We start from the raw sequence: 14,999 nt of genomic DNA, 5'->3' as shown, positions 1-14,999 counted from the left end.
ACGTGTTTGCTCAATGCTCCCTACGGCAACAGCCGTTGGGAGCATTTGCTCAAAGAGAACGCCACTAAGACACCGGTCAGGCCTTGGTTTGATAGCGCTCGGCGGCGTTAGCTTGACGAATATCGGATATCAACCCTAGCCGGGCCTGGTCCAGAATCTCCCATCGGGCTTCTGCATGCAGCGGCGGGATAGTGACCAGTTCCCGACGATCAAAGCCCAACAAGGCAGCATCGACCAACTCCTCGACATCCATCATTTCCGGGATTGCATTGAGATCGATCCCGGCACGCTCCCAGATTTCTGTACGAGTGGCAGCCGGTAATACGGCCTGGACGTATACGCCCTTAGGCGACAACTCCAGATTCAGGCCCTGGGAGAGAAACAGCACAAACGCTTTAGTCGCCCCGTATACCGTCATGCCGAACTCGGGCGCCAAACCTACCACCGAGCCGAGGTTGACGATCGCCCCTTCACCTGACTGCGCGAAACGGGGGGCCGCCGCCGCGGCCAGGCGGGTAAGGGCGACAATATTGAGTGAGATAAGCTTTTCGATACTTTCGGCGCTCTGCTGAACGAACCCACCGGATTGGGCCACGCCCGCATTGTTGATCAACACGCCAATACGTTCGTCCTCGCGCAGACGAGCTTCAATCGCCGCCAGGTCTGCCGTGTCGGTCAGGTCGGCTTGATGCACCTCGACAGCAACGCCGTACTCTCCACGCAACTGAGCGGCCAAGGCATCGAGGCGGACTTTGTCGCGGGCCACCAGTACGAGGTCATGCCCGCGACGAGCAAAACGTTTGGCATAAGTGGCGCCGATGCCTGTTGAAGCGCCGGTAATAAGGACAGTCGCAAGTGTGTTCATTTGCATTTCCTGATTAAAAGATTCTGGCAAGAGAGAGAAAGGACGAAGCTTCAACCGGCGAATGTCGGGTAGTCGGTGTAGCCTTGTGCACCGCCGCCGTAGAGTGTTGCCGGGTTTAACGGTGCCAGAGGCGCGCCGGTTTTCAACCGCTCAACCAGATCCGGGTTACTGATAAAGGGCCGGCCGAAGGCAAAGAGGTCCGCTTTGGCCTCGTTGAGGGTGGCGCTGGCGAACTCCAGGTCGTAACCGTTATTGGCCAGGTAGGTTTGCTTGAACCTGCGGCGCAATGAGGCGTAGTCGAAGGGGGCAATATCACGCGGCCCACCCGTCGCACCTTCGACCACGTGCAGATAGGCAATACCCAGGGCACTGAGCTGGTCAGCGATGTAATCGTATTGCGCTTGGGGATCGCTGCTGGCGACGTCGTTGGCTGGCGATACCGGTGAAACTCTCACCCCAGTGCGACCTGCACCGATCTCATCGGCTACCGCGGTAACGACTTCGATTAAAAGGCGCGCACGGTTTTCGACTGTTCCACCGTACGCATCGGTGCGTTGGTTGGCGCTGTCTTTGATGAACTGATCAAGCAGGTAGCCGTTGGCTCCGTGAATCTCTACACCATCGAAACCTGCGAGCACCGCATTCGCCGCGGCCTGACGGAAGTCATTCACGATGCCGGGTAGCTCACTCAAATCAAGAGCGCGAGGCTCTGAAACGTCGACGAAGCCATTGTTGACAAAGGTTTTGGTCTGAGCGCGCACCGCAGAAGGGGCGACGGGTGCTGCGCCGCCCGGTTGCAGGTCAACGTGGGAGACACGCCCCACATGCCAAAGTTGAACGAAGATGCGACCACCTTGTGCATGCACGGCCTCCGTGACCTTGCGCCATCCCTCGATTTGTTCAGCCGTGTAGAGCCCAGGGGTGTCCTGGTAGCCTTGGGCCTGCGCGGAAATCTGCGTGGCCTCGGTAATGATCAGGCCTGCGGCGGCGCGTTGCGCGTAATAGGTCGCTGTCAGCTCGTTGGGAACCAGACCGGCACCGGCACGGTTGCGAGTCAGCGGCGCCATCACTATGCGGTTAGCCAGCGTCAGATCGCCCAGGGCATAGGGCTCGAAAAGCGTTTTTGAGGTCATTTCTTTCTGCTTCTGGTGGGGAGGTGCTTCCAATGATTATGGTCGAACTCTAAAATGTCAACACTTTGATGTCGGTCGACATCAATGTATATTGCAGCCATGTGTAAGCCATGTTGGATGAACGATGAAAGTCACTAAGCAGCAGGCGCAGGCGAATCGGGCGCACATCGTCGAGACCGCCTCCGCGCTTTTTCGAGAACGCGGCTACGACGGCATCGGTATTGCCGAACTGATGGCTGCCGCCGGGTTTACCCAAGGCGGGTTCTACAAACACTTCAAATCCAAGGCCGATTTGATGGCGGAGTCGTCGTCTTCCGGTATAGCGCAATCCGCGGCGCTGACGGCCGGGGCGTCGGTACCCGAATTTGTGAACGCGTACTTGTCTCGCGAGCACCGTGATGACCGGGCGACCGGATGCACCTTGGCTGCCCTGTGCGCTGATGCCGCTCGAAAAGAGGATGAAGTCAAGGCCGCCTTTGCCGCAGGCATCGAGACCCAGTTGGCGGTGTTGCTCAACGGAGCAGGGGAACTGGACGAGCCCGGCTTAGCCGATGCCCGTGCAAAGTACCTTGCCATCATGGCTCACTCGTTGGGCGCAATTATCCTGTCGCGTGCCTGTCCCGACGATTCGCCGCTGGCCGATGAAATCCTCGCGGCTTGTCGCGATGAAATCCTCAGGGCCGCAGGAGAGGTTGAGCCAGAGGGGGGCCGTCTGGACCTGGCCGGCGCATAGAAGTGATCGGCTTGCCGCAACGGCAAGCCGGGCCGGCATAACTGTGGGCCTTCCTTGTTTGTATGGTTACAAAAGGTTTTGTTTTGTCGGGTGATTCGCCTGTTTCTTCAAATAGTCGATCTGCTGGATAAGTCTGGTGATCGCTGCATCCTTTCAAACGCCCCTTAGCACGTTTGTGCTATAGCCTCGTTCCAGATAGGCATTCTAGACTTCGAGAACGGCGAACGTCGCGAACTCGCTGCCAGGAATATAGCGTTCATTACCTGCAAATACTGACCACACCTGTATTCGAGAGCAGCAAATTGTCGTTCTTGTAACATTTGGACTGATCTGATTTTTCCAGGGAGCTATTGAATGTCTTTACAAAAAAACAATTACTCACAGCAATTGATTACTACGAAGTAAAAGGCAATTGCGGGCTGTGGGGGTCAGGATTAGGAAACACTGGGGCCCTTCATTACTTGGGCATTAACTGAACAACACCCACTGACTCAAGCTGAGCGCTTAGGCAAACAGTCAATGGGCTATATCGATCACCCAACATTTCAAGCCCCCGCAAGTCGCCGCCCTTGACGACTCATCCCCGGCGGCTGCCCGGTGATGCGCTTGAACGCGCGACTGAACGCCGCCTGCGACGTGTACCCCAGCCGCTGGGCTACTTCTTCTATCGGGAGCCGCTCAAGCGTCAGCCACTGGCTTGCCAGCCTCATCCGCAATTCTGTGGCATATCGCAAGGGCGCAATGCCAAGCGTGGCGTGGAAGCGCTCGGCGAATGCCGAGCGCGAGGTGTTGCATTGCTGCGCCAGTTGCGCGACGGTCCAATCGCGCCCCGGGTCCTGGTGCAAGGCCAGCAGTGCCCGGGCCAGGCGCGGATCGCGCAGGGCCGCGACCAATCCCGAGGCGTTGCCACAGGCGCACTCCACCCATCCGCGAACGATCATGGCGGTCACCACATCGGCCAGCCGCGCGAGGATGCCGGCAAAACCGATGCGGGCGGCGCTGACCTCGCGCTCCATCGTTGCCAGGATCGGCATCAGCCCCGGATAACGCTGGCCCCCGGCGTCGATCACCATCAAGCCCGGCATCAGTTTGCCAAGACCGTGAATGCTGCCCAGCTCGAACGCCATGCAGCTGTTGAAAATGATCGTGGGAGAGGCGGTGTCGGACTCGCCGCCGACATCCACCGCGCAGACGGTGTCCCCAAGCGACGCGGCGTCCAGGCTGTCGATGTCCTGGACGGGCACGTCAACGTCGGAGAGCAACTGATGGGCGGCGCCATGGGAGATGAACACGGCGTTCCCTGCAGACAACGCGAAGCAGGTTCCATCCTCCATCCGAAGCACGGCGTTGCCGACTGCAACGAAATGGAACCAGGCATGGCCAGGTTGGGCCGCGAAACCCAGGCCGAAATCAGGTCCGGTCTGGATGCGGCGGTACTGGACGCCGCGCAGACGCATGCCACGCAGCAACTCGTCAATGAGATCGGAAGAAAGGGGAACGGGATCGGACATGGGCATTCCGGAGTTTCGGTCAAAAGATAGAGACGCTGCATCATAGATCATCCATTTTCACGCGCCTAGACTGCGGGTCGCGATGAAATGTGGAGATCTGCAATGACTAAATGTGTATGTGACGCCGTGTTCGACAGCCGTCACGCGGTGGTAGACGAGGCGCCGACGTCACCGGCGTGGATGGCCGTGTTTTCGCTGGCCATGGGGGTATTCGGATTGCTGACCGCCGAATACCTACCGGCCAGCCTGCTGACGCCGATGGCGACTCAGTTGGGGGTTTCAGAAGCCCTCGCCGGGCAGGCGGTGACCGTGACGGCGGTGGTGGCGTTGTTCGCCGGCTTGCTGGTGCCGGGCCTGACCCGCGCCATCGACCGGCGCTGGGTTTTGCTGGGGTTTTCCATGTTGATGATCGCGTCCAACCTGTTGGTCGCTTTTTCCTCGAGCCTGGCCGTCCTGCTGGTGATGCGGGTCTTGCTGGGTATCGCCTTGGGTGGTTTCTGGAGCATGGCGGCGGCCGTGGCGATGCGCTTGGTGCCGGCGGCGCTGTTGCCTCGTGCACTGTCCATCATCTTCAGTGGCATCGCGGTAGGAACAGTGGTCGCGGTTCCCCTGGGTAGCTACCTGGGCGAGCTATACGGCTGGCGCAGCGCATTCATCGCGGCAGCGGCGGTGGGCACGGTGACGCTGGTCTTCCAATCACTCACCTTGCCGCCTCTGGCACCGCGACGGCCCGCACGTCTGCGCACCGTACTCGAGGTCTTGCTGCGCCCGGGCATTGCCTTGGGCATGCTGGGTTGCATATTGGTGCACAGCGGCCACTTTGCCCTGTTCACCTATATCCGGCCGTTCCTGGAAAGCACCACGGGAGTAGGGCCGCTGGGCTTGTCCCTGATGCTGCTCGGTTTCGGTGTGGCGAACTTCATCGGCACCTTGCTGGCCGGTTGGCTGCTTGAGCGCAATCCACGTGGCGTTTTGGTCCTGATGCCGATGCTGGTAGGGCTCGCGGCCCTGGCCCTGGTCATCTTGCCAGCGTCTGTGCCAGGGCAGGCGGTGTTGTTGGCTGTCTGGGGCATGGCCTTCGGCGGTGTGCCGGTCGCGTGGTCGAACTGGGTTGCCCGCGCGGTGCCGGACCAGGCGGAAAGTGCCGGCGGGATGGTCGTCGCTTCGGTGCAGTCCGCCATCGCCGCTGGCGCTGCCGGAGGTGGTGTGATGTTCAGTTTCAGCGGCATCGACGGTGTGTTCATCGCGGCCGCGGTGCTGATGTTTCTGGCGGCGCTGCTGATCGCCCTGCGTGTGCGCGTGGAGGCACCCGCGCCAGGTGCCGCGGCTGGGGCTGCTTTACACCTCTGAGCCAGCCCCTTCGGGGCATCCCCCCGTCTCCCTTGCTGAACCCATGATCTGGAGAAGTGACATGAATAATTCGACGTCCCATCAAGGACGCCTCGCTTCGTTGCGCGCGGCCGGTATAGGCAATGCACTCGAGTGGTTCGACTGGACGTTGTACGCGACGTTCTCGGTCTACCTGTCGCGCAATCTGTTCGACCAGACGGATCCGCGCTCGGCGATGCTCGCGACCCTTGCCGTGTTTGCGGTCGGCTTCGTCGCCCGGCCTATCGGCGGACTGCTGTTCGGTCGTCTGAGCGACCGCCTCGGACGCCGGACCATCATGGTGATCACGATGTTGCTCCTGGCGGTCAGCAGCCTGGGTATCGCGATCATCCCGGCTTACTCAAACGTCGGCTTGTACGCCTCCGCAGGCTTGCTGTTTTTTCGGTTGATGCAAGGCCTCGCCCATGGCGGCGAAACGGGTGTGTCGTATACGTACGTCGCCGAGATCGCGCCCAGCCAGCACCGCGGATTATGGTCCAGCTCGGTGTATGTCGGGGTGACGCTGGGGGTCATGGCAGCAACCGCAGTGGCGGCGGCCCTGACCTGGCTGCTGGGGCCCGAAGCCATGAATGACTATGGCTGGCGCATCGGATTTGCCATCGGTGGGGTGCTCGGCATCTACGCGTTGTTCCTGCGCCGCAGCGCGCAGGAATCCCATGTGTTCGAGCAACAGCAAGGGCAGACTCATGCGTCGCGAACGCTGTCCAGGGGGGAGGTGCTACGCATTGCTCGTAACATCGTGATGCTCGCGGCGGCCGCAAATGTCACCTATTACGCCTGGGTCACCTTCGGTGCCGCGTCGGCCATTGCCCGAGGCATGGATGCGACGGGCGCATACGTAGCGAGCCTGCTCGCGCAGATCATTTGCGTGTGCTGGTTGCCGGTATGCGGAAGATTGTCTGACCGGGTAGGGCGCAAACCCATGGTCATTGCCTGGGGCATTTGCGTGATGCTGCTGACCTACCCGCTGTCGATCATGGTCACCACCGAGCCCTATACGCTGTTCCTGGCCCAACTGCTGGGGCTGAGCGCCTGGGCCCTGATTGCGGCGATCTTTCCGGCGGTTTTGTCGGAGCAGGTGCCGACCCAGGCGCGTGCCCAGGGCGTCGGCTTCGTCTCGTCCGTCTCGGTGGCCGTTTTCGGCGGCACTGCCCCTTATCTGCACAGCTATCTCAACGGCGCCGACCTTGGCTACCTGTACATCGGTTACGTGATGGGGCTGGGCCTGCTCACGGTGGTGGCCGGTTACTTCATCGAGGAAACGGTGGGTATCGATCTCGCCGATATCCAGGCGCCGGGTGCCCGGATGACCACGAGCACGGGAAGGTCGGTCGCGTCCCAGCCATGAATGCCAGGCGTGTCGATCCGCAAAGACCATTGAATACAGGCGATAACTCCATGAATCCACCCGAATCGAAGCACACGGCCGCCCGCGGCGAACGGCCCGGTGCCGACGTAACCCCCCTCCAGACTTCCGGCCCACGCCAGGGCGCCAGGGAGATCTGGGTCGAAGTCCCTGCCGAGGCGGGGCCGCTGGCTGCCTGGTGCTACTCCGACCGGCGCTCCTACAGCCCGGGTGAAACGGTGCATCTGCACTTGTCTTCAAACAGCCCTCAGGTAGCGCTGAGGATCTATCGGGACGGGCCGCTTGCCCGCACCGTGCACAACACCAGCGCTCTCGCTGCCGGTTTTCATCCGCTGCCCGAGCGTGTCTACGAGCAGGGGTGTCAATGGCCGGTGTTTGCGCACTGGGCAATCCCGGCAGACGCCGAGCCCGGCGGCTACGTGGTGGAGGTGCACGATGGCGCCGGTCACGTGCTTGGGCATCACTTGTTCATCGTCAAGGCGGCGCACAAACGCGCTGACGCACTGGTGCTGGTGGCGGCGACCTCTACTTGGGCCGCCTACAACGACTGGGGAGGCGCCAACCATTACTTCGGCATCCACCCCGACACACCGCGCGGGCGCTCACCGCTGTTGTCGGTACAACGACCCTGGGCGCGTGGGCAGGTCTGGCTGCCAGAGGACGCGCCGCGTTCGATCAACGCCTCGCGCCCCCGCAAGCCAGGCCCTGCGCGTTATGAGTTCATCGAGTGGGCCGCTTTGAATGGCTTCAGCAAGTATTACGCGTTGGCGGGCTGGGCCTCTTACGAGCGGCTTTTCATGGTGTGGGCCGAGCAACAGGGCTATACGGTGGACATCCTGACCCAGGATGACTTGCATCACGACCCGCACGCGCTGGAAGGCTACGGCTGTGCTGTCTTCGTGGGGCACGACGAATATTGGACGCAAGAGATGCGCGACCACGTCGACGCCTTTGTCGAGGGTGGCGGCAACGTGGCCCGCTTTGCAGGCAATTTCATGTGGCAGATTCGCCTGGAGAACGGAGGGCTGCGTCAAGTGGCCTATAAGTATGACGCCGCCGAACTCGACCCTTTGGCGGCCATCGATCCCGGCAGGCTAACCGGTGCCTGGGAAGATCCGCGGGTGGGTCGTCCCGGTGCCAAGACGTTCGGCGTGAACGCGTTGCGAGGGATATACGGCGCATTTGGCGGCATGGCCCGGCGCAGCCCGCGCGGCTTCACAGTGTTCAGGCCACAGCACTGGGCGTTCGCCGGCACGGGGCTGGGTTACGCGGATATGTTCGGTGATGAGGCCAACCTCTTTGGCTACGAAGTGGACGGGCTTGAGTACACCTTCGTCAAAGGCCTGCCGGAACCCCTTGGCACCGACGGTGCTCCGCCAGGGTTGCAGATCCTCGCCATGGGCTGGGCCAGCGTCGCCGAGCAGGGCCGACCCCAGGATGCGTATTCGTTCATGCTGGGGGATGGCGACGCTCGGTTTCGTGCTGCGTTGCTGGCGCCCGACCCCAGCGATGCTAGCGTCGGCGAGCATAGCCGGGGGGCTGGCATGGTGGTGTATTTTCAAAAAGGCAACGGTGAAGTTTTCACCGCCGCGACGTGCGAATGGGTGCAGGGGCTGGTGCTGGGTGATGTGTATACCGTCATGATCACCCGGAACGTGCTGAGTCGGTTTTTGCTGGGGAGAACGTGTGCTGGATAGCTGTTTTCAACCATCAACAGGCCGGGGGCCTGGCACGGTCCAGACGGATTCTTATTTACGGCACCTCGAAATTCTCATAGCCCAGGGAAATCGAATCGCTTCTGGGATAGCTGACATACACCATCTCGCCATAGTTGCTGGCGACCAGCACGTAGGGCCATTTGCCGTTGGCCTTTCGCAAATCCTCATACAAAGGCAGGAAGAAGTCTTTGGTCTGACCCTGTGGGTCGTAGGGGACCTCACCGATAAAGATCGGATAGCGCCCGCCGTTGCACAGTTGTATCCGCTCCAGCTTGATGCCGCTTTTCTCCAGCACGGTGCGGGCAGGGTGTTGCCAGGTGGCGAGGTCGACATCCTGGCAATCGTGGGTCTTCTGGGTGTAGAGCTCGGTATCCGGGAGGGCTGGGTACGCCAGGGCCTGGCCGGTCAGGAGCAGTAGAACCAGGGGCAAAAGACGCTGCATGAAGAGGGTCCGAATGAGGGGGAGGGTGATTGTAAGGGCTTTTGCGCGAGATCCAAGGCTTGAACCGTCGCGCAATTGCCTGTTTCCAAAGCCATCATCGATCAGTGCGCACCAGCGTTGAAGAAAAAATCCTCCTGTTCTACGGCCGTAAACGCGGCGCCCTCGATGTGGTAGACGGTGGGCTCTTCAGAAAAATACGGCTCCAGCCCCCTCATAAATAGCCGATGGTCTTCACTCGCTTCGAACCCCGGCGTGTGATCCTCAAGTGAAGCCCAACGCACGATGAGGTTGAATTGGCCGGGATTCTCGATACCTTGCGCGAGCAGGTGGCCGCCGTAGCCTTTAGCACGAGAGAGCAAAGGCGTGACCTCGGCAAAGGCGCGCCTGAACGTATCGATGCGATCCTGGTGTACGGGGAGCAGGGCGATCTCATAAATCATGATGTTCATCCATTGTGATTTGAACGGTTAGTGACAGCCATTCAGGCGATCAGCGATGGCTCGACGGCAATCGCAATTTTCCCTTGGAGGCCGTTGTTCGGGCTTTCCAGCCGGGCATGAGCAAGGGGGATGTCTTCAAGTGAATAAACCGCTCCCACGTGTGGCCGTAGCTGACCTCGGTTGATCAAGGCACTCAACTCATCGAGCTTGCCACGGTTTTGTCGGGTGAAAACGAAGTGGTAGCTGGCGTTCTTGCCCCAGGCCTGGATGAGGTTCTGTGGCTGGGCAATGTCTACGATCGAAACCACGCGGCCCAGTTGAGCCAACACGTCGGGGCTGCGCGACAGCGTGTTGCCGCCGATGGTGTCAAACACCACATCGACGCCTTGGCCGGTCGTTTCGCGGTTGATGACCTCGACGTAATCCTCTTTTTCGTAGTCGATGACCACATCGGCTCCCATGGCACGGGCGAACTCGGCGTTAGCTTCGCGCACGGTGGTGAACACCCTCGCGCCGATGGCCTTTGCCAACTGGATCGCTACATGGCCAACGCCTCCCGCACCGCCATGGATGAGGATGCTTTCACCCACTCTCAGGCCTGCGCGGACGACCAGGGCCTCCCACGCCGTCCCGCCAACCAGGCTCAGGCTCGCCGCCTCAAGGTGGTTCAACGCAGCGGGCTTCTTGCCGATGATGCTTTCGGCGGCGACGTGGTACTCGGCATAGCTGCCGGGACCGTCGAATATCTGCGGGGTGTACCAGACTTCATCCCCCGGCACGAAAGACGTGACGCCAGGCCCGACGCTTTCAACGACGCCAGAGATGTCGTGGCCGGTGATGGTCGGCAGCGCCACCAGGTCGGGGTAGTCGCCGCGCCGGACCTGGTAATCCAACGGATTGATGGAGGTCGCATGCACCCGGACCAGGACGTGTCCGGGCCCCGGCACTGGCTTGGGCAACTCGCGAAGTTCGAACGATTCCGGGCCGCCAAATGAGGTGAGCATCATCGCTTTCATTGCAAAATCCTCTAATCGATAAAATTAGATATCGAGATATTTCGATATCCTGTGATAAAAAAAACCTACAACTCCTTCCCAATCAGCTCGGAGAGGGCGCTGATAGTGGCTTCGTTGCGCTTGTAATAGGTCCACTGACCGATGCGCCTGACCTCGACCAGACCCACCCGTTGCAGCGTTGCAAGATAACCAGACACCGTGGACTGAGACAGGCCGATGCCTTCCTGAATACTGCTGACACAGACACCCACCGTGTGAACGTCACCTTCATCCTGTGGGGGGAAGTTCTTTACGGGGTCCTTCAAGCCTTTCAGGATCTGCAGGCGAGTAGGGTTCGAGAGGGCTTTGAATATGTCGAGTAGTTCCATGCGCCCAGGATATCGAGATTTTTCGATATGTCAATACGCGAATTGCAGGCACATCAGTCAGGCCTGTCGACGGCTGTGACAGCGCCTGTTTCAGGCCGGGCCTGCGGCACACCCGGCCGGTCCGCGGCATCAAAGATCATCCTCGCACGGCGAAAACACTCCGCGTTTTCCAACAGCCAAGTCCACAACGGCACCATTCGGACCAGAAAACTGCGCCCTAGCGAGGTCAGCTCGTAATCGACCCGGGGCGGCGTTTCGCCGTGGTCGAAGCGAGCAATCAGACCGTCACGCTGCAGTTGTCGCAAGCTACGGGTCAGCATCCGCTGGGTGACACCCGGCAGGCGTCGACCAATTTCGGCGTGACGCAACGTGCCTGCCACGCCCAACACATGCACGATACCCAACGACCAGCGATTGCCCGCGTGGGTCAGCACCTCGCGCTTGAGTTCACCGTCCTCGGCACCGAGGGCATCGCACACGGCCTGGGACTGGCGGATGACTTCATCTTCACTCATTTCGTCGTGCGGTATCACGGGTGTGCCTTCTTCAGCGCGTTAACCAGGGCTGGCAGGATGCAGACATTCATTGCCGACCAACATTTGGGAGCTACAGATGCAACCGCACAATCCTGCAAAAAACCAGAAGATTCTCGTCTTAGGCGCTGGCGAGTTGGGCCTGGCGGTGGTTCGCGCACTGGTGCTCAATCCAGCGGCGGAGGTGGCGGTGATGCTGCGTCCGGTCGCACCAGAGGCGATATCCAGCGAGAGACACCAGGCTCTGCGCGAGCTGGAAAGCCTGGGTGTCGAGGTATTGGCGGGGGATGCCGTCAATGACAGCGAAGAGCACCTCGCGGCGAGCTTCAATGCCTTCGATACGCTGGTCAGTTGCCTGGGTTTTGTCGCCGGCCCCGGCACGCAACGAAAACTCACCCGTGCCGCTTTACAGTCCGATATCAAGCGTTACGTGCCATGGCAATTCGGAGTCGACTACGATGCGATCGGCCGAGGCAGCCCGCAGGATCTGTTCAACGAACAACTGGACGTACGCGATTTGCTCCGCGCTCAATCCCGGGTGCAATGGCTGATCATCTCGACTGGCATGTTCACCAGTTTTCTGTTCGAGCCGGGCTTTGGCGTGGTCGATCTGGACAACAACACCGTACGTGCATTGGGCAGTTGGGACACGGCCGTGACGGTAACCACCGCGCACGATATCGGCCGGCTGACAGCGACGATCCTGTTCGATTCAACCTTGCGTAACCAGGTGGTCTATATCGCAGGTGACACGCTCACGTATGGGCAATTGGCCGACACTGTGGAGCGGTTGCTGGGCAGAACACTTGAACGTGTCGAATGGACAGTGCCTGCGTTGGAGGCAGACCTGCGTGCCGAACCTGACGATCAACTGCGCAAATACCGTGCGGTGTTCGCTCAAGGCAGAGGCGTTGCGTGGGATAAAGCACGGACGTACAACGGCGAGCGGCAAATCGAGACGACCAATGTGGTGCGGTGGATTGAACAGAATCTGCTTTGACAGGGGTTGTTTTGTATAGAGGTGGTCTGGAGGTGGAGGGTTTTATGGTCTGAGCAGGTTGAATTTCTGTGGGGTGTGGCGTGGTAGGTGTAATATCTTGTTACGCATAATGTATATTATGTTAAACGTCGTGTGTGCGTGCGTTTATATTGGTTTGTCACCTGTCGGCGTTACGCGGCCGGCCGGGCCTGCTGTAAACGTTGAAACCAAACCGGATATCTGTCGTATCCACCGGAATCCGTGCTAAGTCAAGGCCTTGACCTTGCCTCTTATATTAGATCCTCAAAAGCCTATGAGATTGTCGTTGAAATTTAACCGGAGCCTAAAAGACGTAACGCACTGATTTTTAAGCATAAGCGGATAAGCTCTTAATCCAGCCGTTATTGCCGGAATGAAACCGGAAAAATGAACTGAGTGTTTTTTAAAAATAGCGTAACCCTCTGAAAATTCAGCTTTTCTCCTAATACGTTATTCGAGGATTACAAGCGCGCGGTCGGAACTAAAACGGAAATATGAAAATTTCCTGCGGTATTTACTCTCGCTTCTCATCAAGCCAGGTTCATCGACTTGCTTCGTATTCGTTTCTGGCATAAATAAGGCATCGGATTGGGAAAAGAATGAGCTCATGAAAAAATGCACGCCGATGCCTCGGCCTTTGCTGACTGAAGCGGTTTCATGCGCTCTAGGTCAAAAAAGTTTCAATACCCAAGAAACCCTAATTCGGGAGTACCTTGCAACGTTTCCGCAAAGCTTGGCAGCTTGCGAGAGCTTCGAGTTGTTCACCAACTACATCGATATGTTGTCTAAAACGAATCCGGCTTGGTTAGGCATTGCTCGCTACCTAGAAAGATTTATACTTTGGGTTATGTGCGTCGAGATGAAGTCTCTAGTAGAATTGACCAACCAAGATTTGCGAAAATTTATGGATTTTTGTTCAATGCCCGCTGAAAGTTGGGTGGGCATGCCGCGTGCACGGTTTACATATTACAAAGAGGAACAGCACTTCAATCCACAATGGAGACCATTTGCTAGGCCGATTAAGAATAGGGAAGCTCATTACAAGCTAAACAGGTTTTTTAAGGCTATCTCCCCTGCCCTCGGTCACCAGCTGAGAATTTCTCCCTCAGAATTTTACGGTGAAATGCCTGACCTATTAAATGAGCAAGATTTAATCAGGGCGGAGACATACATTGATTATCTCGATAAACTCCCACGCTCTACAATAGTAGCTGAGCGCAGCCTGTTTGTATTTTCTACGTGCTATTACCTAGGAATTAGCTTTGAAGAGCTATGCGTGGAACGAAACTACTTCTGCATGGCATGTTTTGAATTGACAAATAGCGATAGCGCGATGTTTGTGATGCGGGGAAACTATAAAAACTACAGGGTAGAGATCCCTGCGCCGTTGGTTTCATACTTAAAACGCTATAGGGAATTTCTTAGCTTACCCCCGATTCCATCAAAAACTGAAATTCAGCCAGCTATATCAGATTCGATTCTAAAAAAATGCATGTGGAGATTGCCTCCTATGAGTGATCTGCCTACTTCACCCAGTAATGTGTTAAGACGGGCTGTAGGCTTTAAAACTAAAGATCTAAAGAACGAAATTCTGCATGGCAATAGGCGGGCTGAAGCCTCTCGGCAATATAGACGTTCCTGGGAACGGAAGTGTTCTGTAAACCCTGCCGTGGCTCTCAACCTGGCTGAAACATCTCAAGTACTTTCGGCAGATCGGATCGGTCTGCCTGTGCTGCCGCTATTTGATATGAACAACCATCGGGTATTATTTTTATCAGTTAAAGAGTCGCGTTCGTATGTTGAATGTAATTTTCCACCGCAACTAGTTCGAGGTGGCCTTGAGGCAGTCGAACTGTTGCATATATACTCAAACATCAGCAGTGCACGCTTAAAAATTCTTGCACTGGAAAAGCTACTATTATGGGCGATTTTTTTTGCAGGAAAGCCAATTCTCTCGCTCACATCGGAAGATGCGCAAGAATTTTACAAGTTTTGTCTTCGTCCTCCTTCAGCGTGGTGTTCGAAGAGAGGGCAGGCGCGATTCCTTTCTGAATCCGATAAAATACTTCCTAACCCGAAGTGGGCACCTTTCGCACACATGCAAGAAAATCAGTCTACTTTAGCACTGCGCGCAGCTAGAATTATCGTTTGGTGCAATACTATTTACAAAAGCCTATTGGAGCGAGATTTCGTCAAGGTTAATATTTTTTCTAAGATTTAAGCGATTGCTAGAGGTAGTCGACACCTGAAATCGGATTTTTACTAATCACTATTTCACGAGTCTTTTTCACTCACGCCGAATGTCCCCTGTAGTGTGTATCCGCCTTTAACAGGACGTTTAATTAGCAGTTCACGGCCAGCGAACTAGTTTGAGTTCCTTGAACCGAATCGCCATAGCCATGATAGAGACACCAAACTGATCGGCGAGTGACACGAAATATTTTCCGTTGAAGCGCTGGCACTTGGC

General features: G+C 57.8%; 12 protein-coding genes and 1 pseudogene. 5 read left to right on the top strand and 8 right to left on the bottom strand.

Annotated elements, in window-relative coordinates; genetic code table 11:
* Nucleotides 1-76: 76 nt before the first annotated feature.
* Both VM99_21385 and VM99_21380 read right to left on the bottom strand, forming a co-directional pair.
* On the bottom strand, nucleotides 77-865 hold the full coding sequence (locus VM99_21385) for an AraC family transcriptional regulator (protein AKK00501.1): 789 nt from the start codon (nucleotides 863-865) through the stop codon (nucleotides 77-79).
* Nucleotides 866-915: 50 nt separating this feature from the next.
* On the bottom strand, nucleotides 916-1,998 hold the full coding sequence (locus VM99_21380) for an N-ethylmaleimide reductase (protein AKK00500.1): 1,083 nt from the start codon (nucleotides 1,996-1,998) through the stop codon (nucleotides 916-918).
* Between the two features lie 124 nt (nucleotides 1,999-2,122).
* Between VM99_21380 and VM99_21375 the strand changes: the two genes are divergently transcribed.
* Complete coding sequence (locus tag VM99_21375) at nucleotides 2,123-2,731, top strand: TetR family transcriptional regulator (GenBank protein AKK00499.1); 609 nt, start codon at nucleotides 2,123-2,125, stop codon at nucleotides 2,729-2,731.
* 545 nt (nucleotides 2,732-3,276) lie between these two features.
* Here VM99_21375 and VM99_21370 read toward each other — a convergent pair.
* Nucleotides 3,277-4,248: an AraC family transcriptional regulator gene (locus VM99_21370; GenBank protein ID AKK00498.1), complete on the bottom strand. Its 972-nt coding sequence runs from the start codon at nucleotides 4,246-4,248 to the stop codon at nucleotides 3,277-3,279.
* A 96-nt stretch (nucleotides 4,249-4,344) separates the two neighbouring features.
* Here VM99_21370 and VM99_21365 point away from each other — a divergent pair, with 96 nt between their 5' ends.
* The 3 genes from VM99_21365 (at nucleotide 4,345) to VM99_21355 (ending at nucleotide 8,694) form a co-directional block, all read left to right on the top strand.
* Nucleotides 4,345-5,592: a transporter gene (locus VM99_21365; protein AKK00497.1), complete on the top strand. Its 1,248-nt coding sequence runs from the start codon at nucleotides 4,345-4,347 to the stop codon at nucleotides 5,590-5,592.
* 61 nt (nucleotides 5,593-5,653) lie between these two features.
* Complete coding sequence (locus tag VM99_21360; GenBank protein AKK00496.1) at nucleotides 5,654-6,979, top strand: MFS transporter; 1,326 nt, start codon at nucleotides 5,654-5,656, stop codon at nucleotides 6,977-6,979.
* Nucleotides 6,980-7,131: 152 nt separating this feature from the next.
* Nucleotides 7,132-8,694 carry a hypothetical protein gene (locus tag VM99_21355; GenBank protein AKK01816.1) on the top strand — a complete coding sequence of 521 codons (1,563 nt, stop codon included), beginning with the start codon at nucleotides 7,132-7,134 and terminating at the stop codon, nucleotides 8,692-8,694.
* A gap of 55 nt (nucleotides 8,695-8,749) precedes the next feature.
* Here the strand turns inward: VM99_21355 and VM99_21350 are convergent, their stop codons facing one another.
* The 5 genes and pseudogenes from VM99_21350 to VM99_21330 all read right to left on the bottom strand — a co-directional run bounded on the left by VM99_21350 (nucleotide 8,750) and on the right by VM99_21330 (nucleotide 11,496).
* Nucleotides 8,750-9,157, bottom strand: coding sequence for a hypothetical protein (locus VM99_21350; GenBank protein ID AKK00495.1), 408 nt, complete (start codon nucleotides 9,155-9,157; stop codon nucleotides 8,750-8,752).
* 101 nt (nucleotides 9,158-9,258) lie between these two features.
* On the bottom strand, nucleotides 9,259-9,597 hold the full coding sequence (locus VM99_21345; protein AKK00494.1) for a monooxygenase: 339 nt from the start codon (nucleotides 9,595-9,597) through the stop codon (nucleotides 9,259-9,261).
* A gap of 41 nt (nucleotides 9,598-9,638) precedes the next feature.
* The gene (locus VM99_21340; GenBank protein ID AKK00493.1) at nucleotides 9,639-10,613 is read right to left on the bottom strand and encodes an NADPH:quinone oxidoreductase; all 975 of its coding nucleotides are present in this window, start codon (nucleotides 10,611-10,613) and stop codon (nucleotides 9,639-9,641) included.
* A gap of 65 nt (nucleotides 10,614-10,678) precedes the next feature.
* The gene (locus VM99_21335) at nucleotides 10,679-10,981 is read right to left on the bottom strand and encodes an ArsR family transcriptional regulator (GenBank protein AKK00492.1); all 303 of its coding nucleotides are present in this window, start codon (nucleotides 10,979-10,981) and stop codon (nucleotides 10,679-10,681) included.
* Between the two features lie 125 nt (nucleotides 10,982-11,106).
* Nucleotides 11,107-11,496, bottom strand: a pseudogene (locus tag VM99_21330) (HxlR family transcriptional regulator).
* Nucleotides 11,497-11,593: 97 nt separating this feature from the next.
* Between VM99_21330 and VM99_21325 the strand changes: the two are divergent.
* A complete protein-coding gene (locus VM99_21325) occupies nucleotides 11,594-12,514 on the top strand; it encodes a 2'-hydroxyisoflavone reductase (protein ID AKK00491.1) in 921 nt (306 codons plus the stop codon).
* The last annotated feature ends 2,485 nt before the right edge of the window (nucleotides 12,515-14,999 follow it).

This window comes from Pseudomonas chlororaphis (assembly GCA_001023535.1).
Classification (GTDB): domain Bacteria; phylum Pseudomonadota; class Gammaproteobacteria; order Pseudomonadales; family Pseudomonadaceae; genus Aquipseudomonas; species Aquipseudomonas chlororaphis_E.
The sequence above is the reverse complement of the archived record's forward strand: the minus strand, read 5'-3'. Positions and strand labels throughout refer to the sequence as shown.

Excerpts from the sequence above, each read along its gene's own strand:
- VM99_21385 (AKK00501.1), bottom strand. The coding sequence starts at position 865 with ATGAACACACTTGCGACTGTCCTTATTACCGGCGCTTCAACAGGCATC.
- VM99_21380 (AKK00500.1), bottom strand. The coding sequence starts at position 1,998 with ATGACCTCAAAAACGCTTTTCGAGCCCTATGCCCTGGGCGATCTGACG.
- VM99_21375 (AKK00499.1), top strand. The coding sequence starts at position 2,123 with ATGAAAGTCACTAAGCAGCAGGCGCAGGCGAATCGGGCGCACATCGTC.
- VM99_21370 (AKK00498.1), bottom strand. The coding sequence starts at position 4,248 with ATGCCCATGTCCGATCCCGTTCCCCTTTCTTCCGATCTCATTGACGAG.
- VM99_21365 (AKK00497.1), top strand. The coding sequence starts at position 4,345 with ATGACTAAATGTGTATGTGACGCCGTGTTCGACAGCCGTCACGCGGTG.
- VM99_21360 (AKK00496.1), top strand. The coding sequence starts at position 5,654 with ATGAATAATTCGACGTCCCATCAAGGACGCCTCGCTTCGTTGCGCGCG.
- VM99_21350 (AKK00495.1), bottom strand. The coding sequence starts at position 9,157 with ATGCAGCGTCTTTTGCCCCTGGTTCTACTGCTCCTGACCGGCCAGGCC.
- VM99_21345 (AKK00494.1), bottom strand. The coding sequence starts at position 9,597 with ATGATTTATGAGATCGCCCTGCTCCCCGTACACCAGGATCGCATCGAT.
- VM99_21340 (AKK00493.1), bottom strand. The coding sequence starts at position 10,613 with ATGAAAGCGATGATGCTCACCTCATTTGGCGGCCCGGAATCGTTCGAA.
- VM99_21335 (AKK00492.1), bottom strand. The coding sequence starts at position 10,981 with ATGGAACTACTCGACATATTCAAAGCCCTCTCGAACCCTACTCGCCTG.
- VM99_21325 (AKK00491.1), top strand. The coding sequence starts at position 11,594 with ATGCAACCGCACAATCCTGCAAAAAACCAGAAGATTCTCGTCTTAGGC.